The following is a 26,108-nucleotide window of genomic DNA, read 5'->3' on the forward strand; positions in this document are numbered from 1 at the left end:
GTTCTTTGAAACGCATGATCTTTGCCGAAAAGTCATGCAACTTTTCGGGATCAGGCATAGATGCGACTTCTTTTCCTCGGGGACATGGTCGGCAAGACGGGCCGCACCGCGGTATGGGAACAACTGCCTGGCCTGATCTCCGACTTCAAGCTCGATTTCGTCATCGTCAACGGCGAGAACGCGGCCGGCGGCTTCGGCATCACCGAAGAGATCTTGCGTGAGACGATCGCGGCGGGCTGCGATGTCGTGACCACCGGCAACCATGTCTGGGACCAGCGCGACGCTCTGGCCTTCGCGCCGCGCGAGCAGCGGTTCCTGCGGCCTTCCAATTTCCCCAAAGGCACGCCCGGGCGCGGCTCCGGTGTCTACATCGCCAAAAACGGCGCGCGCGTGCTGGTCGCCAACATTATGGGCCGGGTGTTCATGCACCCGGAACTCGACGACCCGTTCCAGGCCGGCGAACGCGAGCTTGCCGCCTGTCCGCTCGGCGAGCAGGCGGATGCGGTGGTGATCGACTTCCACGCCGAGGCAACCTCGGAAAAAATGTGCTTCGCGCATTTTGTCGATGGCCGCGCCAGTCTCGTCGTCGGCACTCACACGCACCAGCCCACCGCCGACCACCAGATCCTCAATGGCGGCACCGGGTACCTGTCGGATGCCGGCATGTGCGGTGACTATGATTCCTCGCTCGGCATGGACAAGGAAGAACCGCTCAACCGGTTCCTGTCGAAAGTGCCGAAAGGGCGTTTCGAGGCGGCGACGGGACCGGCGACGTTGTGCGGCGTCGGCGTCGATATTTCCGACCGCACGGGGCTGACCGAGAAGATCGCGCCGTTTCGTCGCGGGCCAAGGCTGGAAGAAACGGCTCCGTCCTTCTGGGCGTGACATTGATATAGGGGGTCGCAGTACCTAATTGCCGGCGACACTGCTCTAGATCGTAGGGGACGACCTCCATGCAGCTTATCGAATTCCTGGCGCCGCATTTTCAATTCGTTTCGGACCCGACCGCCTGGGTCGCGCTGCTGACGCTGGTGGTGCTCGAGATCGTGCTCGGCATCGACAACCTGATCTTCATCTCGATCCTCACCAACAAGCTGCCCGTGGAGCAGAGAGCTCGCGCGCGGCGTCTTGGCATCTCAGCGGCGCTGGTCATGCGCCTGGTGCTGCTCGCCACCATTTCCATCATCGTTCAACTGACGACGCCGGTCTTCACGGCGTTCGGCCACGGCTTCTCCTGGCGCGACCTGATCCTGATCGCCGGCGGTCTGTTCCTGGTGTGGAAGGCGACCAAGGAGATCCACCACACGGTCGATCCCGACGACCATCAGGACACGATGCTGGGCGAAACGCTCAAGATCTCGCTTGCCGGCGCGATCTTCCAGATCCTGCTGCTCGACCTCGTCTTCTCCATCGATTCCATCATCACCGCCGTCGGCATGACCGACGAGATCGCCATCATGTATATCGCGGTCATCGCGGCCGTGACCGTGATGATGCTGGCGGCCGGACCGCTGGCGGACTTCATCGCCAAGAACCCGAGCATCGTCATGCTGGCGCTGGGCTTCCTGCTGATGATCGGCATGACGCTGATCGCCGACGGCATGGGCTATCATGTGCCCAAGGGCTACATCTATGCGGCGATGGGTTTTTCGGCGCTGGTCGAGGGGCTCAACATGCTGGCGCGGCGGCGCAAGAAAGCGAAAACCGGCGACGGCCACTGATACTAGTCGGCCGGGGCGAGCCTAGTGCCCCGGAACACCCTTCGGATGGCGGTCACCCATCAAGCCGAGCGTCAGGCCCTGTTCCAGCCAGGCCTTGGCGCCGGCGAGCACAAGCGCAAAGCCGTCGGTTGAGCCGACCGCTTGTTTCACCTGCTCGTCGCCATTGCCGGCAAAGCCGAAATTGTGGACCTCGAGGAATGTCGCTTCGCCAGGCATTTCGGTGAAGGTCCAGACCACCGTGGTCGGCGGATCGCTCCACGTCATGACGATCTTCTTGTCCCTGGCGATCTCGCTGACCTCGACTGTCGTCGAGACCCCATACATGCGCCACTCCCACTGAACCGGTTTGCCGCCATCAAGCCGGCCGCTGCCATGGGTGAACCAGAATTTGGTCGTGATCGCCGGATCGACGACGGCTTCGAAAACCTCAGCGACCGGCCGCCGGATCAGCATGGCGGCTTCGGCTGTCGGTGTCTCACGGATTTCCATGGCGATCTCCTTTCGAATACGCCCTCACCAGGCGTCGGGTTCGCGCACCATATGGATGATGCCGGCCGGATTGGTGATCCAACCACCTCGGAAACCCGCGTCCAAGGGCTCGACGGCATCGCAACGCACAATTCCCGCCTTGGCCAGATGATCCGCGGCGCCCGGAAAATCCCGCGTGAAAAGCTCCAGCCAGATCTCGGCCTGGCTCATCGTCGGCGCCTCGTCGATCCAAAGCCTGTTGGGGCCGAGCTCGAAGCCGATGGCCGGCGCCTTGGCTGTGAACGGCTTGAGGCCGACGACATCGCGGTAGAAGGCGATCGTCGCTTCGTACTGGTGCGATGGCACCTTCATGGCGATGTTGATGCCGCCGGTGATCTTCGCGGTCATGGCTGGGCTCTGTTTTCAAATGTTGTTTTCGCTGGCGGGTTCGCCCTTCATCTCGCTGCGGTAATAGCCGTCGCGCAGATTGATGCCGTATTCGACATAGGCCTTCATGCAGGCCAGCATCTGCGACCAGCCCTCGCAATTCAGGTAGGACTTCTTCAGACCGACCGCGCCTTCCTGCCAGCCGCTCTCGGCGATGGTGACGAAGGTGCCGCCATCGTCGAGCGGCTCGAAATTCATCTCGATGCGGGTCTTGTAGGCGGGGTTGCCGTCGGCGTCGGTGGCATCCCAGCGCAGCACGATGCGGCTGTCCTTGACCACTTCGTCGGCCTCGACCGGCACCTTGCCCCACCAGACGACAGCCGAACCGGCGACCAATGGCGCGCTGGCACCGCCGATGGTGGTGAAATAGCCGCTCAGCTTCTCGGGGTTGACGACCGCGTCGAAGACTTCGGCGACCGGTTTGCCGATGCGCCCTGAAACGCTGAATCCAAGAGACATATCCACAGCTCCTTGCTTGAACGAGCCAACAATATGTTATAAAAACATAACATGTCAAGCCGATCGCAGGACGACCATGTTTTCAAGGCGCTGGCGCATCCGCGCCGGCGCGAAATGCTGGATCTGTTGAAAGACCAGCCAAAGACCACCGGCATGCTGTGCGAAGCTTTTCCCGATATCGACCGCTGCACGGTCATGCTGCATCTCAAGGTGCTGGAGGACGCGGACCTGATCGTCGCGCGCCGCGACGGACGCGAGCGCTGGAACCATCTCAATGCGTTGCCGATCAAGCAGATTCACGACCGCTGGATCAGCCAGTATGCCGGCCATGCGCTCAGCATCATTGACCGGCTGAAGTCCGATCTGGAAGGGTAGGACAGCCTGCTTGCCGGGCCGCCGCATGCCGAGCGCCCCGGCAACGCGGCGCGGCTGGACGAATTGAGCCGATTTATCTATAAGCCGGCCATTCCGACACAGGGCGCCGTACGTTCACCCGGACGCATCGGGACGCTCTGAAATTGAATTCGAGCCTTTTGCAAAGGCGAGATGACGCATCTCGCGGCAAGACGCTCTAGCCGAACACGACAGGGGTGCCATGGCTGGCCATTCACAGTTCAAGAACATCATGCACCGCAAGGGCCGTCAGGACGCGGTGCGGTCGAAAATGTTTTCCAAGCTGGCGCGCGAAATCACCGTCGCCGCCAAGAGCGGAACGCCGGACCCATCGATGAACCCGCGTCTGCGCCTGGCGATCCAGAACGCCAAGGCGGTGTCGATGCCCAAGGACAACATCCAGCGCGCCATCAACAAGGCCTCGATGGGCGACGCCGAAAACTACGAAGCGGTGCGCTACGAAGGGTATGGGCCTGGTGGCGTCGCCGTGATCGTCGAGGCGCTGACCGACAACCGCAACCGTTCGGCGTCCAATGTGCGCGCCGCCTTCACCAAGGCCGGCGGCGCGCTCGGCGAAACCGGATCGGTGTCGTTCATGTGGGACCGCGCCGGCGAAATCTACTATCCGGCCTCGGCCGGCAGCGCGGACAAGATCATGGATGCGGCGATCGAAGCCGGCGCCGACGATGTCGAATCGGACGAGGAAGGCCACACGATCTATTGCTCCTTCGAGACTCTCGGCGAGGTGTCTAAGGCGCTTGAAACCTCGCTCGGCGAGGCCGAATCGGTCAAGGCGATCTGGAAGCCGCAGAACAATGTCCCCGTCGACGAAGAGCGGGCGCAATCGCTGATGAAGCTGGTTGCCACGCTCGAGGATGATGACGACGTGCAAAGCGTGTACGCCAACTTCGAAGTCGACGACGAGACGATGGCGAAGCTCAGCGCGGCGTGAGCGAAGGTCGTCCGATATGAGCAAAGCTCAGTTGCCGGCCATCCGCATTACCTACTGCACGCAATGCCAGTGGCTGTTGCGTGCCGGCTGGATGGCGCAGGAGCTGCTGTCCACCTTCGGTACCGATCTCGGCGAGGTGACGCTGGTGCCGGGCACCGGCGGCATCTTCACCATCTCCTGTAACGATGTGCTGGTCTGGGACCGCAAGCGCGACGGCGGCTTCCCTGACGCGGCCAAACTCAAGCAGCTGGTCCGCGACGTGATCGATCCGGATCGGGATCTCGGTCACGCCGACCGCAAAGGCCACAAGGGTGACACGCAGAAAGACCTCGCCTGAGCGGAGTTTTTCTGCGTCTCGTTAGACCTCTTCAGAGCAATGCGAAGATAAAGCACGCCATCGCCACGATGGCGGTGACGGTGCGGACGTGGTTCCACATCACCCATTGGCTCAGATGGTTCGCCCACACGGCAGCGCCGTTGCTGCTGGCCGGGTCGACGGCGGCGAGAGCATCGTTGAGCGGCACGTTGAAGACCATGGTCACGATAGGGTTGCCGACCAGATAGATCACCGCGCCGGCCAGTAACCAGTACGAGCCGGACTGGCTCCAGCCCAAGAGAGCGGCGGCAATGAGAACGAGGCAGATGAGGCCGGTGCCAAACAGCGCTGTCATGAAGGTCGGGGTGATCACCGTGACATTGATCGAATTCATCGCGGCGATGCCCGCTGGGACGGGCAGCCGGGCAAGGGCCGCCATGACGAAGTTGGAAAAGGCGAAGAATACGCCACCGACGACGCCCGCGCCGATCGCGGCAATGAAGGTGAGGGTTGGAAGAAGCTTGATCATCTCAGTTGCTCCAGACGCCGGTTGCGGCGGTTTGCTCTCTAAAATGTGAGCATACCTCACATTTGCAAAACGTGATAAACCCTCGTATTTTGTAAGTCAAGTCGTTCCCGGCGATTTTGCCGGGCGCGTTTGTTGGAGACGGTCATGGAAGGCACGCAAACCAATGAGCGGATCGGTTCGCCGCGCCGGGCGCCAAGCCAGCAGCGCAGCCGCGAGCGGGTCGAGCGCATGCTGGCCGCCGCCTCGGCGCTGATTGCCGAACAAGGCAGCGACGCAATGCGCATGGGCGAGGTGGCGGAGCGGGCTGGGGTGTCGATCGGCTCGCTCTACCAGTTCTTTCCGGACAAGAGGGCGATCGTCTGGGCGCTGGCCGAACGCTACACAGCGGAAAGCCAGGCTTGTATCTCGGCGGCACTCAGGGATGTCAGCGACGCCAAAGGCCTGCGGCAGGCTTTCTCGGAGCTGGTCGATATTTACTACGAGCTGTTCCTGGCCGAGCCGGTGATGCGCGACATCTGGTCGGGCACGCAGGCCGACAAGGCGCTGCGCCAGCTCGAACTCGCCGACAGCCGCGCGAACGCGGAATTTCTGATCGCGGTACTCAAGCGCCTGCGGCCCGATGCCGATCCGGTGGCGCTCGACACGACGGCATTCTTGGTGTGGCAGATGGGCGAGGCGGCCATGCGGCTGGCGATCTCGGTCGACAGGCAGGAGGGCGACAGGCTGGTCGCGGCCTACAAGCGCATGGCACTCAGGGAATTGCTGGCCGAATAGGGCCGAAGACCCAGCCTTCGGCCAAGCAACAAAAAACCCGCCACAAGGGCGGGCTCTTGATCCGCGAAAAAGCTCTTCGCTTTAGAGACCGAAACCTTCGAAGCGCTTCTTGAACTTCGACAAGCGGCCGCCGCGGTCGAGCAGGGTCTGCTGGCCGCCGGTCCAGGCCGGGTGGGTGGTCGGGTCGATATCGAGGTTCATCGTATCGCCTTCCTTGCCCCAGGTCGAACGGGTCGTGTATTCGGTGCCGTCGGTCATGACGACCTTGATGGTGTGGTAGTCGGGATGGATTGCGCTCTTCATGGCTCTGTTCCTGGCTTGCCGGCGCGGCGGACGGGCATAAGCCTGCGTCGATGCGCCTCTTTTTAAAACTCGAAGCCGCAGCTATTGAGGAGCCGCGGCTTCTAAAACGGTCGGCGTGCCTATACATCAGCCGGAATTGAATCACAAGGCCGCGGCAAGCGCATATTGAGGCGCATAGGCTGAAGTGGCTAGAGGAAACACCGAGATGGTGCAATCAAGCAGCGCAGACGAGCGCCGACGCTCGCTCAAGCCGCTCAGGCGCCTGTTTCCGTATATCGCCGGATATCGCACGCTGGTCATCGGCGCCCTTATCTCACTGGCCATCGCGGCGGCAACGACATTGGCACTGCCGCTGGCCGTCCGGCGCATGATCGACCACGGTTTCTCGTCGGCCAGCACCACCTTCATCGCCGAATATTTCGGCGCCCTCGTGGCGATGGCCGCCGTGCTGGCCGCGGCGTCGGCCGGCCGTTATTACTTCGTCATCACGCTCGGCGAGCGCGTCGTCGCCGACATCAGGCGCGATGTCTTTGCCCATGTGACGACGCTGTCGCCTGCCTTCTTCGACACCGCCCAGTCGGGGGAAATCGTGTCACGGCTCGCCGCCGACACCACGCAGGTCAAGTCGGCGGTAGGCGCCACCGCTTCGGTGGCGCTGCGCAATGTCATCCTCGGCCTCGGCGCGGTGGGCATGATGGTCGTCACCAGCCCGAAACTCTCCGGCCTGGTCATCGGGGCGATCCCCGTGATCGTGCTGCCGCTGGTCGCCTTCGGCCGCTCGGTGCGGCGCAAGTCAAGGCAGGCCCAGGACACGCTTGCCGACGCGACGGCCTATGCCAGCGAGCAGATCGGCGCGGTGCGCACGCTGCAGGCCTTCACCAATGAGAGACTGGTCACCGGACGATTCTCGGGCGCGGTGGAAGCGGCCTTCGAGGCAGCGCGCGCTTCGATCTTCGCGCGCTCCTTCCTCACCTTCTTTGCCATCTTCACCATTTTCTCCTCGGTCGTGGCGGTGCTGTGGTTCGGCTCGCGCGACGTGCTCGACGGCACGATATCGCCTGGCACGCTTGGCCAATTCCTCCTTTATTCGGTGTTCGCCGCTGGCGCGCTCGGCGCGCTGTCGGAAGTCTGGGGCGAACTCGCGCAAGCCGCAGGTGCCGCCGAACGGCTGACCGAGATTCTGGCCGAGACGCCGGCAATCCAGGCGCCGGCCGATCCGAAGCCGCTGCCGGCGGTTGCCAAGGGCGCGATCGTCTTCGAGAATGTGTCCTTCTCCTATCCGGCGAGGCCCGATCGCGCCGCCGTCCACGGCCTGAGTTTTCAAGTCATGCCCGGCGAGACGGTCGCCATCGTCGGCCCCTCGGGTGCCGGCAAGAGCACGGTGTTCTCGCTGATCCTGCGCTTCTACGATCCGGAAACCGGCAAGATCCTGATCGACGGCGTCGATGTGCGCGAGGCCGATCCCGTCGTGGTCAGGCAGCGCATCGCCATCGTGCCGCAGGACGTCACCATCTTCGCGGCGAGCGCGCGCGACAATATCGGCTTCGGCCGGCCAGGCGCCAGCGAGGCCGAGATCGAGGCCGCGGCCAAGGACGCACTGGCCGACGAGTTTATCCTCAGGCTCGAGAACGGCTATGACAGCCAGGTCGGCGAGCGTGGCGTGACGCTGTCCGGCGGCCAGCGCCAGCGTGTGGCGATTGCACGTGCCATCCTGCGCGACGCGCCGATCCTGCTGCTCGACGAGGCCACCTCGGCCCTCGACGCCGAAAGCGAGACGCTGGTGCAGACCGCGCTCGAGCGGCTGATGCGGGGGCGCACCACCATCGTCATCGCCCACCGGCTGGCGACGGTGCTGAAGGCCAACAGGATCCTGGTCATGGATGGCGGCCGCATCGTCGAGGAAGGCACGCATCAGAGCCTGGTCGCCAAGGGTGGCATCTATGCCAGGCTCGCCAAGCTGCAGTTCGAGACCGGCGCCAGCGCCTTCAGGGGCGCGGCGGAGTAGCAGGTTCAGTTCGCCTCGGCGTAACGAAAATTGTCGTCCCAGGCGGCATCTCAGCCGCCGTAGCGCTGCCTCAAGTGGTTGACGAAATGCTTCGCGTTGAGCTTTTCGCCGGTGGCGCGCTCAAGCAGGTCCGGCGTCGACCAGCGCGACCCCTGCGACCAGATTTTCTCGCGGCGCCAACCGTTGATCGCCTCGAAATTCCCCTTTGCAAGGTCTTCGTCGGCTGAAGGACGCTCGCGCGTCAGCGCGGCCCATTGCTGCGCCGCCATCATCGCGCCCAGCGTATAGGACGGGAAATAACCGAAGGCGGCACCCGGCCAATGGACGTCCTGCATCGGCCCGTCGGCGGGGTTGTCGATGGTCGAGAGACCAAGATAGTCGCGCATCCTGGCATCCCAGGCTTCGGGCAAATCAGCCACTTCGAGGCTGCCCGAAACAAGCTCCTGCTCCAGTTCGTAGCGAAGGATGACGTGCAAGGGATAGGTCACCTCGTCGGCGTCGACGCGGATCAGGCCACGTTCGACACGATGCACATGCGGCAGGATATCGTCGAGCGACCAGGCTTCGCCGAGATGCTTCTCCACCACCGGCAGCGCCCAGCGCCAGAAGGCAGGATTGCGCCCGATCTGCTTTTCGACGAACAGGCTCTGGCTCTCATGCACGGCCATGCCGCGGGCCTTGCCGAGCGGCCAGTGCGCCCACGCCTTGGGCAGGTTCTGTTCGTAGAGCGCATGACCGGTCTCGTGCAGCACGCCCATCAGCGCCGACAGGAAATCCGAGGTCTTGTAGCGCGTGGTGATGCGCACGTCGCTGGGCACGCCGCCGCAGAACGGATGGTGCGATACCGACAGTGAGCCGTGCGTCAGGTCGAAGCCGACCGCCGCCATCATGGCAAGGCCGAGTTCGCGCTGCCGGTCGATGGCATAGGTACCCGAAAGCGGCTTCAGCGGATGCTTGCGCAGCCGCGCTTCCTGGATCGCCAGCGCCTCCGGCACGAAGCCCTTGAGGAAGGCCTTGAGGTCGGCGAAGACGGGCGTGATGTCGGCCGTGCGATTGCCGGGATCGTATTGTTCCATCAGCGCGTCATAGGGGGCAAGGCCGAGCACGTCGGAGCGCAGGGCGGCCTCGTCGCGCACCAGCGCCACCACGCCTTCAAGCGCCGGCTGAAAACCCGCCCAATCGTTCTTGGCGCGCAGGGCGCGCCACAATTGCTCGCAGCGCATGCGCGCCGTCGTCTGGCGCTCGACGAATTCGACCGGCAGGCAGGTCAGGTTGGTGTATTGCCGCCGCAGCTCGGCGAGAGCCGCCCGCTGCTCATCGTCCAATTCCTCGCCTTCGGCCGCGGCGATCCAGTCCGGTATTTCCGGCGCGGTCGCCCTGGTGTGATACATGCCGGCAAGGGCCGCCATCGCCTTGGCGCGCTTCTCGCCACCGCCGACGGCCATGTGGGTCGCCTCATCGGCGCCGAGGATGGCCAGCGCGTGCTCAAGCGCTTCGAGCTTGCGGCCGAGATCGTCGAGTTTGTGAAAGGACATGGCGGCTTCCGTGGTTGGGGACGGGGCGAAAAGACACCAACGCAAAAGCATTGGCAACCCTCGGATACCATCCGGCAGATGCAGCTTGCGCAAGCGAGGTTGGGCATGAAATGCTGCCGGCGATGGATGAAGGGGGAGCAGAATGATCGGCAACATCCTGGTCGGGCTGGTGGCCTTGATCCATGTCTACATCGTCTATCTCGAGATGGTGCTTTGGGACACGCCGCGCGGGCACAAGACATTCCGCCTGACGCCGGAATTCGCCGGCGCCTCCAAAGTGCTCGCCGCCAATCAGGGTCTCTATAACGGCTTTCTCGCCGCCGGCCTAATCTGGGGGCTTTACCTCGGCGCCGCCGGTTTCCAGGTCGAGGTCTTCTTCCTGTTGTGCGTGACCATTGCCGGTCTCTATGGCGCGGCGACGGTCGGCCGCAAGATCCTGTACATCCAAACCGTGCCGGCGGTGGTCGCCCTGGTCGCGGCCTGGCTCGGTTGGTAGGCAGGATGGGCTGGTAAGGAAAAAAAGGACGCCAGCGGGATTGGGTTCCCGAAGGCGTCAATGGGTCCCTTCCCCGAGGAGGTTTCCAGGCCGGAATAGCCTCAGCCGTTCGGATAGTTTCCGCCGTCGGCGCCATCACCCATCAGGAAACCGCTGCCGGTGTCGATCATCAGGCGTTGATCCACATTGTCGAGCCGGCGCAGCAGGTCATGGTATTGCGCGGCCGGGATCCTGCCGTGATCCGACGCGGCTATCCTCTCGGCGACCTGACTGATGCGGGCGGTGCGCATTTCCAGGCGCTCCGCGACGGCCGGGGTGATGTGGTTGGCTTGCCTGGCGTCGACGATGCCCTGATGAACACCCTGGACCTGCTGAACGAGCGCCTCGACACGGGGGCCTGCCATGTCGGTGGGGGCGGTCGCGTCGAGAGCACCCTTGTGGTGGCCCGCGGCATAGGCGCCGGCGAGCGGGACGGCAATGAGAATTGCGGCAAGCGTTGCAGTCTTGAGAGATGCTGATGAGCGCATGGTGTGCTTCCTCCTGCTGGGAAGGGAGAGCGGCCGCGCCGCCTCGCCTTCCGACCATTTCGGGTCGTCCAGTCCCGTCGCGTCGCGATGGGAGGCATCGCCGGCGGTTCTCGGCCCTGCGCAGCAAGCTAGGAGCGCTTCGGCGCGAAGTGTAATTAAAAAAAGATAATCTTTTCAGGCCTTGCCGGCGGATGCCTGCGCCCTAGAGTTGAGCCGGCGAACAATTTCGCGTGAGTTCGCGTGATGATGGATCAACGTTCGGTGAGCTTCAGTTCAATGCGGCGGTTCTTGTTGCGCGCCTCTTCGGTGTCGGCGGGATCGAGCGGCTGGAATTCCCCGAAGCCGGCGGCGACGAGCCGGTTAGCCGGCACGCCATTCTCGATCAGGAACTTGACCACCGAGGTCGAGCGCGCCGTCGACAGTTCCCAATTGTCGCGATAACGGCCGTTGCCGGACAGCGGCTTGTTGTCGGTGTGGCCGTCCACGCGCAGCACCCAGTTGATCTCCGGCGGGATCTCTTTCTGCAGTTCGATGATGGCGTCGGCGAGCTTCTTCATCTCGACCTTGCCGGCATCGTTGATCACTTCGGATCCGGTCGGGAACAGAACCTCCGACTGGAACACGAAGCGGTCGCCGACGATGCGGATGTTCTCGCGATCGGCCAGGATTTCGCGCAGACGTCCGAAGAAATCGGAGCGGTAGCGGTTCAGTTCCTGCACACGCTGCGCCAGCGCCACGTTCAGGCGACGGCCGAGATCGGCGATCTTGGTGTTGGAATCGCGGTCGCGCGTTTCGGAGACGTTGAGGGCATCCTCGAGCGCGCCGATCTGCTTGCGCAATGCCGCGATCTGCTGGTTGAGGATCTCGACCTGGCTCAGCGCCTGCTGGCTGATCTGGCGCTGGCTGTCCAGTTCGCCGCCCAGCGCCGCGGCTCGCTGGTTGGCGGCGTCGCCGGCACCCGCACCCTGCGCCAGCAACTGTTCGAGCCGGCTCTTCTCCGCCTCCGCCGCCGACAGCGACGCCTGCAGGTTGGCCAGCGAATCGTCCTTGTCCTGTGCCGTCGAGCGCTCCAGCGCCAGAAGCTGGGTCAGTTCGTTGATCTGCGAATTGAGGCGCGACAGCGCTGTATCCTTGCCGGAGATTTCGCGCCCGAGCAGGAACTGCGCCAACACGAAGACGGTGAGCAGGAACATGATGGCGAGCAACAGCGTCGACAGCGCGTCGACGAAGCCCGGCCAATAGTCGATGCGGCGATCGGTACGCCGGCCCCTGGCAAGCGCCATGCTAGTGCACCCCGGGCTTCTTCAGCGCGTCGGCGATCTTTTCCAGCGTGTTGCGCATCGCCTTTTGTTCGTCCGACTGGGCTTCGACCCAGTCGCGCATGATCTGCTGTTCGGAGCGCATGTTCTTGACCAAGCCGGAAATGCCGTCGGCGAGATTGGCCATGGCGGTGGCGACGCGCGGGTTGGAGCCGCCGCCATTCTCCTGCATGCTGCGCAGCCGCTCCGACAGGACGCGGATCTCGTCGGAAGAGTCGGCCTTGGCCGGGTCGGAAACGACGATGTCGGACGACAGATCCGTGACCGAGGACAGCCAGTTCTCGAGCTCGGTGTAGAAACGTGTCTGGGCGCGGCCGGCCTGCAAGTCGAGGAAGCCGAGCACGAGCGAGCCGGAGAGGCCGAACAGCGAGGACGAGAAGGCCGTGCCCATGCCGGCCAGCGGCGCCGACAAGCCCTGTTTCAGCGAATCGAGCACCGCGGCGGCGTCACCCGTGCCGGGATCGAGCGATTCGATGGTCTCGCGGATCGAGCCGATCGTATTCAGCAGGCCCCAGAAAGTGCCAAGCAGGCCGAGGAACACCAAAAGGCCCACAAGGTAGCGCGAGGTGTCGCGGCTTTCGTCGAGGCGGGTGGCGATGGAATCGAGCATTGTGCGCATCGATGAGGTCGAAAAGGCCATGGACGAGGAACGGCCGATCATCGCCTTCATCGGCGCCAGCAGCACCGGTTCGGTGGTTTCGGAGCCGGCTCGGAAAGAGTTGACCCAGCGGACCTCGCGAAACAGCCGCCCGACCTGCGTGAAGGCCAGCAGGATACCGACGACGAGCACGCCGACGATCAGGCCGTTAAGGCCGGGGTTGGTGACGAAAGCGGTGGTGACCTGGCGGGTCAGGATGGCGGCGATGAAAGCGACGATGGCCAGGAAGATGACCATGGTCAGCAGGAAGACCTGCGGACTGGACAGTTTATGCGGGTCGTAGATCAGCACGTCGGAGCGCCTGCCCATGCCGAAGGATCTGAGAAAAGCCATCCGTGCCCCGTTTCCGATGCCGCTGCCGCTGCCGCCGATCACGTAGTTGGCAACTCTAAACGGAATTATGACCAAATTGAATGGTGCTTGGCAATATTGCCACAGGCGGCCTTTGGAGCCGGCGCATCAGAGGCGGTTGATGACGAGGCAGTCGACCATGGCCGCCAAATGCAGGCCGGCGCCGGTGACCACGAAGCCGTGCCACAGTGCGTTGTGGAAGCGCAGCGCCTTCCAGGCGAAGAAAATCACGCCGCAGGAATAGACGACGCCCCCGGCGACGATGAGCACGATCGACGTGGTCGGCAGCGTCTCGACGAGCGGCTTGACGAGAACGATGCCGCTCCAGCCGATGGCAAGATAGAAGACGATCGCCAGCCTGTCGAAACGGCCGGGGAAAAACACCTTGATGGCAATGCCCGTTGCGGCCGCGGCCCAGACCAGGACGATCATCCAGCGCGCCAGCGCAGAGTTTCCCAACTGGGCGAGAAAGGGTGTGTAGGTGGCGGCGATCAAGAGATAGATAGCGGCATGATCGAAGCGCCGCAGGATCCATTTCGCGGGCGAGGTCACCGGCCACAGATTGTAGGTCAGCGATACCGAGAGCACGGTGAGCAGCGACACGACATAGAAGGCGGCGGCGATATATTCGCCAGGCCCGACCCGGAAGGCAGCGAGCGCCAGCAGTGCCGAACCGGCCGCGATCGCCAGCACGATCCCGATAGCATGGACGATCCCGTCGGCGATCATCTCGGCGCGCGAATAGTGCCAGCGTCCGATGAACGGAATCTCGATCTGTGGCGGGGTGTTGGTCATCTATCGTCCTGCATCACCCCATATCTGGGCAACCGACGGACAGTATTTCAAGCTTTGTTTGCGGTTTTACGACTGCGCGCTTTGCCTTGACGCAATGCCAGATGCAAAACCGCGAACATTTTTTCCGGAATTGCTTCAGCGCGGCGGGAGCGGCTTTTTCACCGTCTTCAGCAATGCGCGCTGGATGATCTCGTTGCCGGCGACGACCGTGCCGGTGTCCAGCATGTCCTGTCCGCCATCCATGTCGGAGGCGAAGCCGCCCGCTTCGCGGATCAAGAGCAGGCCGGCGGCCATGTCCCAGGCCGACAGGCCCACTTCCCAGAAGCCGTCCATGCGGCCGGCGGCGACATAGGCAAGATCGAGCGAGGCGGAGCCCATGCGGCGGACGCCGGAGACCTCGGCCATGACGTTGCGCAGTTCGACCAGGAAATTGCCGTGATGGCCGCGGCCGAGATGCGGCACGCCGCAGCCGATCACCGTGTCGACAAGCTTGGTGCGGCCGGCAACGCGCAGGCGCCGATCATTCATGAAGGCGCCGCCGCCGCGCTCGGTGGTGTAGAGCTCGTCCATGGCGGGATTGTAGACGACCCCCGCCACGATCTGGCCCTGGCGCTCCAGTGCGATCGAGACGGCGAAAAGCGGGATGCCGTGCAGGAAATTGGTGGTGCCGTCGAGCGGGTCGACGATCCAGCGGTGCTGGCTGTCATCGCCGGCGACGGCGCCGCGCTCTTCCATCAGGAAGCCGTAGCCAGGACGTGCCTTCGACAGTTCGGCGAAAACGATGTCCTCGGCCTTGCGGTCGGCCTGGCTGACATAGTCGCCGGGGCCCTTCATCGAGACTTGCAGGTTCTGGACCTCGCCGAAGTCGCGCGACAGCGAGCGGCCGGCCTTCATTGCGGCCTGGACCATGACGTTGAGGAGGGCTGAGCGTGCCATAGTGCTTCTTCCTGGTGCGGCGCTTTAAATTCTGTCTCGATGCATGCCGGCGACCCAAACCGGGGCCGCTTCCGGGCGACATGCATGCATCAGTCGGCGCGGCGCACGTAAGTGATTTCGTTGGTGTCGACGATGATGCGTTCGCCGGCACCGATGAAGGGTGGCACCAGCACGCGAATGCCATTTTCCAGCACCGCCGGCTTGTAGGAGGATGCCGCCGTCTGGCCCCTCACCACGGGATCCGCCTCGGTGATGGTCAGCGTCACGTAATCGGGCAGCGAAATGCCGATCGGCCGCTCCTCGTAGAGCTGAACCGTCACCATCATGCCGTCCTGCAGGAACGCGGCACGGTCGCCGACGAAATCCTTGTTCAGTTCGAGCTGCTCGTAGCTTTGGGTGTCCATGAACACCAGCGCGTCGTCCTGCTCATAGAGGAAGGAGAAGTCCTTCAGGTCCAGCCGGATCTGCTCGACCGTCTCGGCCGAGCGGAAGCGCTCGTTGAGCTTGGTGCCGTTGATGAGGTTCTTCAGCTCAACCTGGTTGTAGGCGCCGCCCTTGCCGGGCTTGACGGTGTTGGTCCTGACCGCCACCCAGAGGCCGCCATCGTGTTCGATGACGTAGCCGGGGCGGATTTCGTTGCCATTGATCTTGGCCATGATGATGGGATCCGGGATGCTGCCAACGGCCGGGCCATTGGTATGGGATGTTCGCCGACAGGCGATTTAAGGCTCCAAGACCACAAATCGTCCGGAGAGGCAAGGGAGGGCGGGTTGCGGCTGAGCAACGGGGGCGGGCACCGGCCGGTTCCGCCTACCGCCATCAGGGCAGGCGGTTGGCCTTCTGCAGGGCCTGCTTGGTCTGGTCGTCGCTCAGCCCTTGCAGGAAATCGTCCATCTGCTGATCGATGAGACCGGCGCGGCGGGCGACGATGTACCAGGCGCCGGCGAGCACGAGGTCGGGATCGGTGCCGATGCCTTGCATATAGAGTTTTGCCAGCCGGTTCTGCGCCGCGACATTGCCGCCTTCGGCGGCTTGCTTCGTCCAGCCGAAGGCCGATTTCAGGTCACGCGCGCCGCCGCGGCCCTCGATCATCCAGGCGGCGAGATCGATCTGCGCGGTGTCGTAGTTCTGACGGGCGGCCTGCGCCAGCAGCCGCCGTGCCTGTGCATCGTCGCGCGGCTTGCCGCCGACGCCGTTGGCATAGATCTGCGACATGGCGTACTGCGCGTCGGCAAGACCGGTCGCGGCGGCGCGCTCATAGTAGGAAACCGCCTTGGCCAGGCCGGCGTTGCCGGGATCCTGCTGGACCAGCATCTGCGCGAAATTGAACTGCGCAAGCTGATTGCCGGCTTCGGCGGCGGCCTGCATCAGGGCGTAGGCTTCCTTCGCGTCCTTCTTGACGTAGCGGCCGTCGAGCAGCATCAGCGCATATTGGAACTGCGATTCCGGCACACCCTGCTCGGCGGCAAGCGCGTACCATTTCGCGGCTTCGGCCGCGTTCAACGGCACGCCCAACCCACGCGACAAGATCTCGGCCACCAGCGTCTGCGCCGCCGGATCGCCATTCTGCGCGCGGACCAGCGCCAGATTATAGGCGGTCTTGTAAAGACCACGCTGGAAGGCACCATAGGCAGCGTCCGCCGGCTTGGCGCCAAAGCGGTCGGGATTGACGCTGTCGGCCGACGGCAACGGCGCGGGTTCCGATGTAGTGGCGGGCTGCGGCAGCTGCTTTTCGATCGGCTTGTCGGTGTGCACGCCGGTTTCAGGCTTGGGCTGCGGCAAGGGAACGGTTTCGGCGGCGGCGGCCTGGATCATCACCGCCGCGAGCAGGGCCTGAAGGGAAAGCCTTGCCAGGAACACGTCAGTCCTCAAGGCGCGGCGCTGTTTCGTCGAGCAGCGCATTGGCCCGGGCGATCGCCACCTTCGGATCGATGCCGTCGGCGAACACGGCGCTCGACAGCGCGACGAATTCGGCGCCGGTGGCGGCCACGGTTTCGACAGAGGCAAGATCGGAACCGGCCTCGACGATGCAGGGGATCTGGATCATCTGCGCCCACCATTGCCCCAATGACAGGTTGCGCGGATGCGGCTCGGGCTTGTTGTCGTAGCCGAACCGGCCGAAGAAAATGTAGTCGGGCCGGGCTTCGCCGAGTTCGAGCGCGTCGTCACGCGTCTTGGCGCCGCCGGCGCCGACCGTCATTTTCGCCTGGAAATGTTCGATCGTCTCGGCGAGTTCGGCCTTGGAGACCTCGACATGGATGCCGTCGGCCTGGACGCGGCCCGCGATGCGGGTGTCGCCAGCGATAATGACGGCCACTCCGGCGGCCTGCGCGGCCGGCACGATACGCTCGGCGAAGGCCTGGAAGGAGGCCTCGTCCATGCCGTTCTCGGGCAGGATCAGCGAGGCGACATCGCCGCCGTCGAATGCGGCCGTGATCCGATCCGCCGGTACGCCGGACGGCGCAATCAGCACGATGCGGCAGCGGTTGGGGGGCGTTGCGTCATTCATGGTTCTTCGATCCCGGGTTTCGCCTATGCCGGGCGAAGATGGTTGGATTGCGGCATAGAGCAAACTGCCCGCTTTGAACAGGCGGGCAGCCGGGATCGCGATTTTTGATCCGCCGGACAGCCGGCGCGTCGCCTTACTTGATCGGCTCGGGGCTCGCGGCGGCCGGTCTCGGTTTCCACAATGTCCAGCCGAGGTTCATGCCGGCGGCCGCGATCAGGATGGCGGCGGCGCCGGCGACCTGACTGAGGTGCAGCCGGTGGCCGAAGGCGGTGACATCGACCAGGATGGCAACGACCGGATAAATGAAGGACAGCGACCCCTGCAGATGCGTCGGCAGCTTCTGGATGGCGCCGTACATAAGGATGTACATCAGGCCGGTGTGGACGATGCCGAGCGTTGCCAGCATGGCCCAGCTCCATGGATCGCCGGGGAGATGCGCGAGATTGGCGAAGGGCGCGAGCATGACGACGCCGACGCAGACCTGAATCAGCGCGATCAGATGCGGTGGCGTGCCCTTGAGCTTCTTGGTGACGATTGCCGCGACGGCCCAGAAAAAGGCGGCGGCCAGGGCCATCAGGATCCCGGCGAAATAGTTCGTGCCGACATCAGCGGCATCGGGAGCAGCGGCGACGATCAGCAGCATGCCGGCGAAGGCGATTGCCAGCCATGTCAGCTTGGTCAATGTCAGCCGCTCGGCGAACAAGAGCGCGCCGAAGCCGACCAGCATGAAAGGCTGCGTGTTGTAGACGGCAGTGGCGATCGAGATCGACGCGCGGGAGAAGGCGCTGAACAAGAGCAGCCAGTTGATGACGATCGCCGCACCCCCTAGCGCGGCAAGGCCGATGACGCGCAACGACAGCCTGTTGCGCAGCAATCCAAGCGAAGCGCAGATGAAGAGCAGCGTCAGCGCGCCGAACGCGCAGCGCCAGAACACGACATCCATGATCGGCTGACCGGACATGATGACGAACCAGCCGATCGTTCCCAGGATCGCCATTGCGGCCGACATTTCGACCGTGCCTCGTACCGTATCGTTCATAATAAGCCTCTGAACCCGTTGAGGCGGCATAATCTCATGTGAGGTCTGGGCTATCCATCTCCTAGGAAAGGCAATATAATGATAGTGCCTAATTAAATTAGGCATCCGCTCGAAATCAACGAGAAATAGAAAATGCTGGATGATTTAGACCGAAATCTGCTGGAAATCCTGGTCAGGGATGCGCGAACCTCGCTGAAGGATCTGGCGGCCCAGGTCGGGCTATCGTCGCCGAGCGTTTCGGAGCGGCTGCGGCGCCTCGAGGAGCGCGGCGTCATCCGGGCGTTCACCGTCGAGATCGATCCGCTGGCGCTCGGCTATACGCTGCAGGCGATCGTGCGGATCAAGCCTCTGCCGGGCAAGCTGCACATCGTTCAGAAATTGATCGAGGAGATTGAGGCGTTTGGCGAATGCGACAAGGTGACCGGCGACGACTGCTTCGTCGCCCGGCTGTTCGTGCGCTCGATCGGCGACCTCGACGGCATTCTCGATCGCATCGCCGACAAGGCCGAGACCAGCACCGCCATTATCAAGGCACAGCCGATCCGGCGGCGACCGCCGCCACTGGGGTTGCCGGCGGCCTCGTAGGCTTGACACGGCATGGCAGTGGTGGAAAGGCGCGGCCAGTCCACCATATGTCAGTCTTCCGCCGGATGACCGTCCGAGGAGCCAAAAAAAGATGGCGCAGAACATTTACGATCAACCCGATTTCTTTGCGGGCTACAGCCAGCTTGGCCGCTCCGTCGAAGGCCTGGATGGTGCCGCCGAGTGGCCGGCGTTGCGCGCGATGCTGCCCGATGTCGGTGGCCTGAGGGTCGTCGACCTCGGCTGCGGCTTTGGCTGGTTCTGCCGCTGGGCACATGAAAATGGAGCGAGGGAAGTCCTTGGGCTGGACCTCTCGGAGAAGATGCTGGCCCGTGCGAGAGCGGCCGGCCCGGACACCGGCATCACCTACGAGAGAGCCGACCTCGACCAGCTCAGCCTGCCGCAAGGCGGCTTCGACCTCGCCTACAGTTCGCTCGCCTTGCATTACGTCGAAGACATTGAGCGCCTGTTCGGGGCCGTGCACGAAGCCCTGTTGCCCGGCGGGCATTTCGTCTTCTCGACCGAGCATCCGATCTACATGGCGCCGACCAATCCGGGCTGGTCGATCGATGGGGAGGGGAAAAGGACCTGGCCTGTCGACCAATATCTGGTGGAAGGGCCGCGCAAGACCAACTGGCTGACCAAGGGGGGTGGTGAAACATCACCGCACCATCGGCACCACGCTCAACGCCCTGATCCGCGCGGGTTTCACGATCGAGCATGTCGAGGAATTCCGTCCGACGGACGCGCAGATCGCGGCCAGACCGGACCTGGCGGAAGAACTCGAGCGGCCGATGTTCCTGCTGGTTTCGGCGTGCCGATAGAATAGGGGCATGGCGAGGCGCGCGGGTTGCTTTTGCTGTCGCTCGACTCAAGATTGTGGGCTATTCAGGCGTCGACGCGCTTTCCCTCCAGATCAGTTCCTCCTCATGTCAGGCCTGCTTCTCGATCCGTGGTTCTACGCGGCCGCCATTCCGGCGGTCATCCTGGTCGGCCTGTCCAAGGGCGGCTTCGGCGGCGCGGTCGGTTTCGTCGGCGTGCCGCTGATGGCGCTGACCATGCCGCCGGTTCAAGCGGCCGCCATCCTGCTGCCGATCCTGTGCTTGATGGACATCGTCTCGGTGTGGACATGGTGGGGCGTGTACGACCGCAAGATGCTGGTCGACATGATGCCGGGCGCTGTTCTCGGCATAGGGCTTGGCTGGCTGACGGCGGCACTGGTCACCGAGGAAGCGGTGCGGCTCATCGTCGGCGCCGTTGCCATCGTCTTCGTGCTGCGCTGGCTTTACCTGCAATTTCGTCATGGTTCCGACCATGCGGCCGCACCTAATCGCGTGGCCGCGGCCATATGGGGCACGGTCGCAGGCTTCACCAGCTTCGTCGCCCATGTCGGCGGCCCGCCCTTCCAGGTCTATGCCTTGCCGATCCGGCTCGACCCCAAGGTGTTGTCGGGCACGGCAGCGATCTTCTTCGCCGCTACCAACGCGCTGAAACTCATCCCGTATTTCGCGCTCGGCCAGTTCGACACCGCCAATCTGACGGCGTCCGCCGTGCTGATGCCGCTGGCGCCACTGTCGACCATCGCCGGTGCCTGGCTGGTGCGGCGGATGCGGCCAGAAATTTTTTATCCCTTCACCTATGCGACCGTGGCGGTCGTGGCAGTGAAGCTTCTGTGGGACGGGATCGCCGGCATCATGTAGCGCTCCAGCCGCGTCAGGCGGCGCTGGGCACCATGCGTCTTGGCCGGCTGAGCGCCATTGTGGCACCGGCGGCAAGGACCACCACCATGCCGGCGAGAATCCCGACGTCGTGCAGGGTAGGCTTCAGAACCATGTCGGTGATGATGATGAGCATGACCGCATAGTCGAAGCGCGCCGCCCGCAGGATGCGCTGTCCATAGCCAAGTGCCGCAGGCGTCACGCCATCCCTGGCGATCATCGCGCCCATGCGGTCGGCGGTCGGCTTGAAGACGAACATGCCGATGCAGAAGGTCGTGGCGTATCCGGCAAGCCCGATCAGGACCCAGAGATCGGAGAAGCCGACCCAGAACGAGCACATGATCAATCCGAAGACCAATGTCAGCATCGACATCGGAGCGAAGAAGCGGTTGCCCAGTTCGCCAGTGGCGCGCATCGCCTGCAGCGTTCCCTGGATGTTGCCGGCGCGATCCGCCAGCGTCGCCAGCACCATCAGCGTGAAGCCGCCGCCGACCCAAAGCATCGCCGAAAGGATGTGCAGCAATTTGATGATGGAATACCAATCCATGGCTTTCTCCCCGATGTCCAATGGTTGCTGGCGAGGCCGCGCCATTGCCCGCCCGCCGCTTCGATGCCGCAGCGTTTAGCGCCGCGGCTGTTTCAGGACGATGTCGTGGAAAAACCGGCTGTGTTTCAGGCTGCCGGCTAACGAAAGGAGAAACTAATATGATGAACCCACCGCCCGGTTTTCTGCTATCGTCGGCAGCGTCGGGGAGCGACATCGTCCGGAAACACTGCCGATGCTAGTGCCGACGCCGGAAGTCCGGCGGCGACAGCGCTCGCCTGACGATCAACCCATTCCCAGCTTGGGAAAAGCCAATTCGGGGGACTAATATGCAAGGGGTAGCACGGAATTTCTTCACGCTGGCGATCATCTACGCGTTGTGCGGCATGGCGCTCGGCATTCACATGGCGATCAGCGAAGACCACGGCCAGATGCCGACCCACGCCCACACGATGGTGGCCGGTTGGCTGATGTCGGCGGTTTTCGCGTTCTTTTACCACCTGTTTCCGGCTGCCGGGCAAAAGACGCTGGCCCTTGTCCATTTCTGGCTGACGGCAATCAGCGGCATCGGGCTGATGATCGGCCTTTATATACTGCTTGCCGGAAATCCGGGGATCGAGCCGTTGCTGGGGATATCTTCGATCGGCTTCTACGCAGGCATGCTGCTGTTTGCCTTCATCGCCTTGCCGGTGGTGTGGAAAAAAAGCCTGAGTGAAGGCTGAAACCCAGCCGGTGCGGCTGTGTTGTTACGGCACAGGAGCACGGTGTTGGGTAAAAAAACATCAGAGCCGTTAAGGGTTCATTAAGCTTTACAGGCGTTTACTATGTCCATCCAGTGATCTGGATTCTTACCGAGTGGTTGGAGCCACTTTGTTTGACGCCTCCCTGTTAAACTCCTGAGAGCCGCCTTATCCGCGGCTCTTTTTTTGTCCGCACCCAGGCGGCATTCCGCACGGCCGAACGCCGTTAACCTTCTGTTAAACATGTGCTTGCCTTCACCCCGGACGAAGCGCATTTTCAAGCTTCAGTTTTATAGGGTCACGGGTGTATCGGCAGAGAGCCGAATCGGCCGGTCGCAAGTGCAGGGGCGTATCAATGAACGAGCCTTCGAAGGGCATTGCGAAAACCGTCAAGCTGGCGGAACGCCGGGTGTTTTCGCACTCCTTCAAACCGCTTTACCAGGAAGGCATGGGCCTGGTCGAACAGGCGGCGGAGTATCTCGACGGCAAGGGCCGGGCAGAGGCCAAGAAACTGTCGCGGCTGGCGGCCACGCTCTACGCGGCCGAATCGATGCGGCTGACCACCAGGCTGATGCAGGTTGCCTCGTGGCTGCTTTTGCAGCGTGCGGCGAATTCCGGCGAGATGACGCGCGATCAGGTCGCTTCGGAAAAATCCAAGGTGCGTCTCGACACCGCTTCCGCCCATGACGAGGCGGCCGGCTGGGCCGAACTGCCGACCGATTTCCTCGATCTCGTCAACCGGTCGTTGCGCCTGCAGGCATTGGTGCGCCGCATGGACGAAGAGATCTATGGCGCAGGCGCCGTGGTCGACATGCAGCCCGTGGCCCGCCGGCCCAATCCGGTGTCGGACCAGATCAGCCTGCTCAACACGGCTTTCGCCCGCAACTGAGAAACGTCGAGGCCTCCCGGTTGGCTGAACGTTTCCGGTTTGTTCACTTTTCGCTGGCATCGCTGTCCGCCGGAGGTACACTCACGGCATGGGGGACGCGATTCGCATCATCGGGATCGATCCGGGGCTCAGGCGCACCGGCTGGGGCATCGTCGAGAGCCTCGGCAATTCCTTGCGCTTTGTTGCTGCGGGCACCGTCCGCTCGGAGGACAAGGCGGCGCTGGCGACGCGGCTCTGCCAGCTGCATGACGGGCTCGCCGACATCCTGCACCGGGCCATGCCGCATGAAGCCGCGGTCGAACAGACCTTCGTCAACAAGGATGCCGTGGCGACGCTGAAGCTCGGCCAGGCGCGCGGCATCGCCATGCTGGTGCCGGCGCGCGCCGGCCTCGTCGTCGCCGAATATGCGCCGAACGCGGTGAAGAAAGCGGTGATCGGCGTCGGTCACGGCGACAAGAAGCAGATCCACATGATGGTGAAGGTGCTGTTGCCGAAAGCGATCTTCGACACCGAACATGCCGCCGACGCTCTGGCCATCGCGATTTGTCACGTGCATCACCGGCAAAGTGCCGCTTACCGGATGGCGCTTGCCGAATAGCAATGTTCTTGACTTGTTCACGCTGCGCGCGTAGTAATACCCTAGAGGTATTACCATGCGCGTGACCACCAAGGGCCAAGTCACAATCCCCAAGCCGATAAGGGACCATCTGGGCATCGGACCGGGCTCCGAGGTTGAGTTCGTGGCCACCGAGGAAGGGGCTCGGCTCGTTGCCGTCAATGAAAACCTGTCCGATGAAGAAGTCGCGCGCAGGTTCAGGAATATTCTCCACGGCATGGCGGGCACACTGGATCTGGGAGGCATGACCGCCGACGCTTACATGGAGTGGTTGAGAGGTCCGCGTGAAGATCTCGACGTTGATTGACACCAATGTCCTCATCGACGTTTGGGGGCCAACCGGGCCGCTGACGGAATGGTCAGCGTCTGCAATCGTTTCATGCCGTAGCGACGGCGCATTGGTCGTCAATACAATCGTCTGGTCTGAGCTCGCGCCGCTGATCCCGACGGAGACGGCGCTTCGACATGCTCGAAATGGATCGCGAACTTGTACCTTGGGACGCGGCATTCCTTGCGGGCGTCACGCATTCCCGCTATCGCCGGGCCGGCGGCGTTCGGGAACGCATCTTGCCTGATTTCTTTATTGGTGCTCATGCGGCTGTTGCCGGACATCGTCTTTTGACCCGCGACGCCGCGCGCTATCGCAGTTATTTCCCCGATCTCGATATCATCTCTCCGGAAACGCACCCATGAGGGGCTTATCTCCCATGAAAGATCTGGCATGATCGGCAAGCTCAAGGGTACGCTCGACGAGGTCGACGAAGACCATTGTCTCGTCGATATCCACGGCGTCGGCTACGTCGCGTACTGCTCAACCCGCACGCTTGCCGCGCTGCCTTCGCCTGGCGAAGCGGTGGTGCTGTTCATCGAGACCTATGTGCGAGAGGACATGATCCGGCTCTATGGTTTCCAGTCGCAGCTCGAGCGCGAATGGTTTCGGCTGCTGATGAACAATGTGCCGGGTGTCGGCGCCAAGGTGGCGCTGGCCATCCTGTCGACGCTGGCGCCGGCTGACCTTGCCAATGCCATTGCACTGCGCGACATCGCCATGGTTTCCCGCGCGCCCGGCGTCGGCAAGAAGGTGGCCGAGCGCATCGTCACCGAATTGAAGGCCAAGGCGCCGGCCTATGCGGGCACCGCCACCGGCACCATTGGGCTCAAGCAGGAACTCGGCGAAGGCGTAGCGCCGGCGCCGATCACCGACGCCGTCTCGGCGCTGGTCAATCTCGGCTATTCCCGCGACACCGCCGCCAACGCCGTGTCAGCAGCGCTGAAGACGGCGGGCGAGGGCGCCGATGCGTCCAAACTGATCCGTTTTGGGTTGAAGGAACTGGCACGGTGAGCCATCGCTTGTCCGGGGCGCTGCCCTGTGCAAGGAAGGTCCCATGAGCCTTTCCCCCCGCCTCATTGCACCGGAAAAGCGCGGCGAGGATGCCGAGCAGACCCTGCGGCCGCAAACGCTTGACGATTTCGTCGGCCAAGCGGCGGTGCGGGCCAATCTCAAGGTCTTCATAGAGGCCGCCAAGGGCCGCAAGGAAGCGCTCGACCATGTGCTGTTCGTCGGACCGCCGGGGCTGGGCAAGACGACGCTGGCGCAGATCATGGCGCGCGAACTCGGTGTCAATTTCCGCTCGACCTCCGGGCCGGTCATCGCCAAGGCCGGCGATCTCGCGGCATTGCTTACCAATCTCGAAGAAGGCGACGTGCTGTTCATCGACGAGATCCACAGGCTCAACCCGGCGGTGGAGGAAATCCTTTATCCGGCGATGGAGGATTTCCAGCTCGACCTGATCATCGGCGAGGGTCCTGCGGCGCGTTCGGTGAAGATCGACCTAGCGCACTTCACGCTGGTCGCCGCCACCACGCGGCTCGGCCTGCTCACCAATCCGCTGCGCGACCGCTTCGGCATCCCGGTGCGGCTCAACTTCTACACCGTCGAGGAGTTGGAGCAGATCGTGCGGCGCGGCGCGCGCATCCTGCAGATGCCACTCGGCGACGACGGTGCGCTGGAAATCGCGCGGCGCGCGCGCGGCACGCCACGCATTGCCGGACGGCTGCTGCGGCGCGTGCGCGATTTCGCCTCGGTGGCCGGCGACGGCCATGTCGACCGCCTGATCGCCGACGAGGCCTTGACCCGGCTCGAAGTCGACGCGCTTGGCCTCGACGCCCTCGACCGCCGCTATCTCAGCATGATCGCCCGTAATTTCGGCGGCGGTCCGGTCGGCATCGAGACCATCGCCGCCGGCCTGTCCGAGCCGCGCGATGCCATCGAGGACATCATCGAGCCCTATCTGATCCAGCAGGGGTTCATCCAGCGCACACCACGCGGACGCATGCTGACCGCCAATGCCTGGCGCCATCTCGGCCTCGATGCGCCGAAGGATTCGGCGCAGCAGCAGATCAATCTCTTCCAGGAAGAATAGCCACGCAAGCGATCAGGCGCGGGTTTCTCGGACCAGCGATCAAGCATCAGTGAACGGGCCTGCG

Annotated in this window: 32 protein-coding genes and 2 pseudogenes; 18 read left to right on the forward strand and 16 right to left on the reverse strand. The window is 63.5% G+C overall.

Annotated elements, in window-relative coordinates; genetic code table 11:
- The first annotated feature begins 60 nt into the window (after positions 1–60).
- Both LB555_RS11295 and LB555_RS11300 read left to right on the forward strand, forming a co-directional pair.
- Positions 61–885, forward strand: coding sequence for a YmdB family metallophosphoesterase (locus LB555_RS11295; RefSeq protein ID WP_015315231.1), 825 nt, complete (start codon positions 61–63; stop codon positions 883–885).
- Positions 886–953: 68 nt separating this feature from the next.
- Positions 954–1,721 (forward strand): TerC family protein, encoded by a 768-nt coding sequence (locus tag LB555_RS11300; RefSeq protein WP_015315232.1) that lies wholly within the window; start codon positions 954–956, stop codon positions 1,719–1,721.
- A gap of 21 nt (positions 1,722–1,742) precedes the next feature.
- On the opposite strand, the gene LB555_RS11305 is transcribed toward LB555_RS11300, so the two are convergent.
- From LB555_RS11305 to LB555_RS11315, 3 genes are read right to left on the reverse strand one after another with little or no spacing between them, the layout of a single operon-like run.
- The gene (locus tag LB555_RS11305) at positions 1,743–2,210 is read right to left on the reverse strand and encodes an SRPBCC family protein (RefSeq protein WP_015315233.1); all 468 of its coding nucleotides are present in this window, start codon (positions 2,208–2,210) and stop codon (positions 1,743–1,745) included.
- 24 nt (positions 2,211–2,234) lie between these two features.
- A complete protein-coding gene (locus LB555_RS11310) occupies positions 2,235–2,597 on the reverse strand; it encodes a glyoxalase/bleomycin resistance/dioxygenase family protein (protein ID WP_015315234.1) in 363 nt (120 codons plus the stop codon).
- Between the two features lie 15 nt (positions 2,598–2,612).
- Positions 2,613–3,095, reverse strand: a complete 483-nt coding sequence (locus LB555_RS11315) for an SRPBCC domain-containing protein (protein WP_224682897.1) — start codon at positions 3,093–3,095, stop codon at positions 2,613–2,615.
- A gap of 51 nt (positions 3,096–3,146) precedes the next feature.
- On the opposite strand from LB555_RS11315, the gene LB555_RS11320 reads away from it, so the two are divergent.
- The 3 genes from LB555_RS11320 to LB555_RS11330 all read left to right on the forward strand — a co-directional run bounded on the left by LB555_RS11320 (position 3,147) and on the right by LB555_RS11330 (position 4,777).
- Entirely contained in the window at positions 3,147–3,470 is a 324-nt protein-coding gene (locus LB555_RS11320; protein WP_015315236.1) for an ArsR/SmtB family transcription factor, read from the forward strand.
- Between the two features lie 220 nt (positions 3,471–3,690).
- Entirely contained in the window at positions 3,691–4,440 is a 750-nt protein-coding gene (locus LB555_RS11325) for a YebC/PmpR family DNA-binding transcriptional regulator (RefSeq protein ID WP_015315237.1), read from the forward strand.
- 16 nt (positions 4,441–4,456) lie between these two features.
- A complete protein-coding gene (locus tag LB555_RS11330) occupies positions 4,457–4,777 on the forward strand; it encodes a SelT/SelW/SelH family protein (RefSeq protein WP_015315238.1) in 321 nt (106 codons plus the stop codon).
- Between the two features lie 31 nt (positions 4,778–4,808).
- Here the strand turns inward: LB555_RS11330 and LB555_RS11335 are convergent, their stop codons facing one another.
- Positions 4,809–5,285: a DUF1772 domain-containing protein gene (locus LB555_RS11335; RefSeq protein WP_015315239.1), complete on the reverse strand. Its 477-nt coding sequence runs from the start codon at positions 5,283–5,285 to the stop codon at positions 4,809–4,811.
- A gap of 144 nt (positions 5,286–5,429) precedes the next feature.
- On the opposite strand from LB555_RS11335, the gene LB555_RS11340 reads away from it, so the two are divergent.
- Positions 5,430–6,059, forward strand: a complete 630-nt coding sequence (locus LB555_RS11340; RefSeq protein WP_140616624.1) for a TetR/AcrR family transcriptional regulator — start codon at positions 5,430–5,432, stop codon at positions 6,057–6,059.
- An 81-nt stretch (positions 6,060–6,140) separates the two neighbouring features.
- Here the strand turns inward: LB555_RS11340 and rpmE are convergent, their stop codons facing one another.
- On the reverse strand, positions 6,141–6,362 hold the full coding sequence (rpmE, locus tag LB555_RS11345) for a 50S ribosomal protein L31 (protein WP_010912060.1): 222 nt from the start codon (positions 6,360–6,362) through the stop codon (positions 6,141–6,143).
- Positions 6,363–6,567: 205 nt separating this feature from the next.
- Here rpmE and LB555_RS11350 point away from each other — a divergent pair, with 205 nt between their 5' ends.
- Positions 6,568–8,367: an ABC transporter transmembrane domain-containing protein gene (locus tag LB555_RS11350; RefSeq protein WP_015315241.1), complete on the forward strand. Its 1,800-nt coding sequence runs from the start codon at positions 6,568–6,570 to the stop codon at positions 8,365–8,367.
- 50 nt (positions 8,368–8,417) lie between these two features.
- On the opposite strand, the gene LB555_RS11355 is transcribed toward LB555_RS11350, so the two are convergent.
- Positions 8,418–9,902, reverse strand: coding sequence for a carboxypeptidase M32 (locus tag LB555_RS11355; protein ID WP_224682898.1), 1,485 nt, complete (start codon positions 9,900–9,902; stop codon positions 8,418–8,420).
- A 142-nt stretch (positions 9,903–10,044) separates the two neighbouring features.
- Between LB555_RS11355 and LB555_RS11360 the strand changes: the two genes are divergently transcribed.
- Positions 10,045–10,398: a DUF1304 domain-containing protein gene (locus LB555_RS11360; RefSeq protein WP_015315243.1), complete on the forward strand. Its 354-nt coding sequence runs from the start codon at positions 10,045–10,047 to the stop codon at positions 10,396–10,398.
- Positions 10,399–10,499: 101 nt separating this feature from the next.
- Here LB555_RS11360 and LB555_RS11365 read toward each other — a convergent pair whose 3' ends face one another.
- The 9 genes from LB555_RS11365 to LB555_RS11405 form a co-directional block, all read right to left on the reverse strand.
- Positions 10,500–10,925, reverse strand: coding sequence for a hypothetical protein (locus LB555_RS11365; protein ID WP_015315244.1), 426 nt, complete (start codon positions 10,923–10,925; stop codon positions 10,500–10,502).
- A gap of 251 nt (positions 10,926–11,176) precedes the next feature.
- Positions 11,177–12,208 carry a peptidoglycan -binding protein gene (locus LB555_RS11370; RefSeq protein ID WP_015315245.1) on the reverse strand — a complete coding sequence of 344 codons (1,032 nt, stop codon included), beginning with the start codon at positions 12,206–12,208 and terminating at the stop codon, positions 11,177–11,179.
- 1 nt (position 12,209) lies between these two features.
- Complete coding sequence (locus LB555_RS11375; RefSeq protein WP_041163650.1) at positions 12,210–13,235, reverse strand: MotA/TolQ/ExbB proton channel family protein; 1,026 nt, start codon at positions 13,233–13,235, stop codon at positions 12,210–12,212.
- A gap of 126 nt (positions 13,236–13,361) precedes the next feature.
- Entirely contained in the window at positions 13,362–14,048 is a 687-nt protein-coding gene (trhA, locus tag LB555_RS11380; RefSeq protein WP_140793040.1) for a PAQR family membrane homeostasis protein TrhA, read from the reverse strand.
- Positions 14,049–14,183: 135 nt separating this feature from the next.
- Complete coding sequence (locus LB555_RS11385; RefSeq protein ID WP_015315248.1) at positions 14,184–14,984, reverse strand: inositol monophosphatase family protein; 801 nt, start codon at positions 14,982–14,984, stop codon at positions 14,184–14,186.
- A gap of 89 nt (positions 14,985–15,073) precedes the next feature.
- On the reverse strand, positions 15,074–15,640 hold the full coding sequence (gene efp / locus LB555_RS11390; protein WP_015315249.1) for an elongation factor P: 567 nt from the start codon (positions 15,638–15,640) through the stop codon (positions 15,074–15,076).
- Positions 15,641–15,803: 163 nt separating this feature from the next.
- Positions 15,804–16,799, reverse strand: coding sequence for a tetratricopeptide repeat protein (locus tag LB555_RS11395; RefSeq protein WP_140875528.1), 996 nt, complete (start codon positions 16,797–16,799; stop codon positions 15,804–15,806).
- 46 nt (positions 16,800–16,845) lie between these two features.
- Positions 16,846–17,493: a thiamine phosphate synthase gene (locus LB555_RS11400; protein WP_224682899.1), complete on the reverse strand. Its 648-nt coding sequence runs from the start codon at positions 17,491–17,493 to the stop codon at positions 16,846–16,848.
- A gap of 133 nt (positions 17,494–17,626) precedes the next feature.
- Complete coding sequence (locus LB555_RS11405) at positions 17,627–18,532, reverse strand: DMT family transporter (protein WP_224682900.1); 906 nt, start codon at positions 18,530–18,532, stop codon at positions 17,627–17,629.
- Positions 18,533–18,664: 132 nt separating this feature from the next.
- Between LB555_RS11405 and LB555_RS11410 the strand changes: the two genes are divergently transcribed.
- From LB555_RS11410 to LB555_RS11420, 3 genes and pseudogenes are all read left to right on the forward strand, one after another.
- The gene (locus tag LB555_RS11410; protein WP_015315253.1) at positions 18,665–19,117 is read left to right on the forward strand and encodes an Lrp/AsnC family transcriptional regulator; all 453 of its coding nucleotides are present in this window, start codon (positions 18,665–18,667) and stop codon (positions 19,115–19,117) included.
- Between the two features lie 91 nt (positions 19,118–19,208).
- Positions 19,209–19,938, forward strand: a pseudogene (locus LB555_RS11415) (class I SAM-dependent methyltransferase).
- A gap of 105 nt (positions 19,939–20,043) precedes the next feature.
- Positions 20,044–20,814, forward strand: a complete 771-nt coding sequence (locus tag LB555_RS11420) for a sulfite exporter TauE/SafE family protein (RefSeq protein ID WP_224682901.1) — start codon at positions 20,044–20,046, stop codon at positions 20,812–20,814.
- A gap of 13 nt (positions 20,815–20,827) precedes the next feature.
- On the opposite strand, the gene LB555_RS11425 is transcribed toward LB555_RS11420, so the two are convergent.
- Positions 20,828–21,379, reverse strand: coding sequence for a DUF2269 family protein (locus LB555_RS11425; protein WP_140616634.1), 552 nt, complete (start codon positions 21,377–21,379; stop codon positions 20,828–20,830).
- A gap of 326 nt (positions 21,380–21,705) precedes the next feature.
- On the opposite strand from LB555_RS11425, the gene LB555_RS11430 reads away from it, so the two are divergent.
- The 7 genes and pseudogenes from LB555_RS11430 (at position 21,706) to ruvB (ending at position 26,044) form a co-directional block, all read left to right on the forward strand.
- Complete coding sequence (locus LB555_RS11430; protein ID WP_015315257.1) at positions 21,706–22,098, forward strand: hypothetical protein; 393 nt, start codon at positions 21,706–21,708, stop codon at positions 22,096–22,098.
- 373 nt (positions 22,099–22,471) lie between these two features.
- Complete coding sequence (locus tag LB555_RS11435) at positions 22,472–23,005, forward strand: DUF1465 family protein (protein ID WP_015315258.1); 534 nt, start codon at positions 22,472–22,474, stop codon at positions 23,003–23,005.
- A gap of 88 nt (positions 23,006–23,093) precedes the next feature.
- The gene (gene ruvC / locus LB555_RS11440) at positions 23,094–23,603 is read left to right on the forward strand and encodes a crossover junction endodeoxyribonuclease RuvC (protein ID WP_224682902.1); all 510 of its coding nucleotides are present in this window, start codon (positions 23,094–23,096) and stop codon (positions 23,601–23,603) included.
- Positions 23,604–23,658: 55 nt separating this feature from the next.
- Positions 23,659–23,928: an AbrB/MazE/SpoVT family DNA-binding domain-containing protein gene (locus tag LB555_RS11445; RefSeq protein ID WP_015315260.1), complete on the forward strand. Its 270-nt coding sequence runs from the start codon at positions 23,659–23,661 to the stop codon at positions 23,926–23,928.
- A pseudogene (locus LB555_RS11450) lies at positions 23,906–24,314 on the forward strand (type II toxin-antitoxin system VapC family toxin). The gene LB555_RS11445 and the pseudogene LB555_RS11450 overlap by 23 nt, the downstream one beginning before the upstream one ends.
- Positions 24,315–24,342: 28 nt before the next feature.
- Positions 24,343–24,963 carry a Holliday junction branch migration protein RuvA gene (ruvA, locus tag LB555_RS11455; RefSeq protein WP_015315262.1) on the forward strand — a complete coding sequence of 207 codons (621 nt, stop codon included), beginning with the start codon at positions 24,343–24,345 and terminating at the stop codon, positions 24,961–24,963.
- A gap of 43 nt (positions 24,964–25,006) precedes the next feature.
- Entirely contained in the window at positions 25,007–26,044 is a 1,038-nt protein-coding gene (gene ruvB / locus LB555_RS11460) for a Holliday junction branch migration DNA helicase RuvB (RefSeq protein ID WP_224682903.1), read from the forward strand.
- The last annotated feature ends 64 nt before the right edge of the window (positions 26,045–26,108 follow it).

This window comes from Mesorhizobium sp. BR-1-1-10, assembly GCF_020165595.1.
GTDB lineage: Bacteria > Pseudomonadota > Alphaproteobacteria > Rhizobiales > Rhizobiaceae > Mesorhizobium > Mesorhizobium australicum.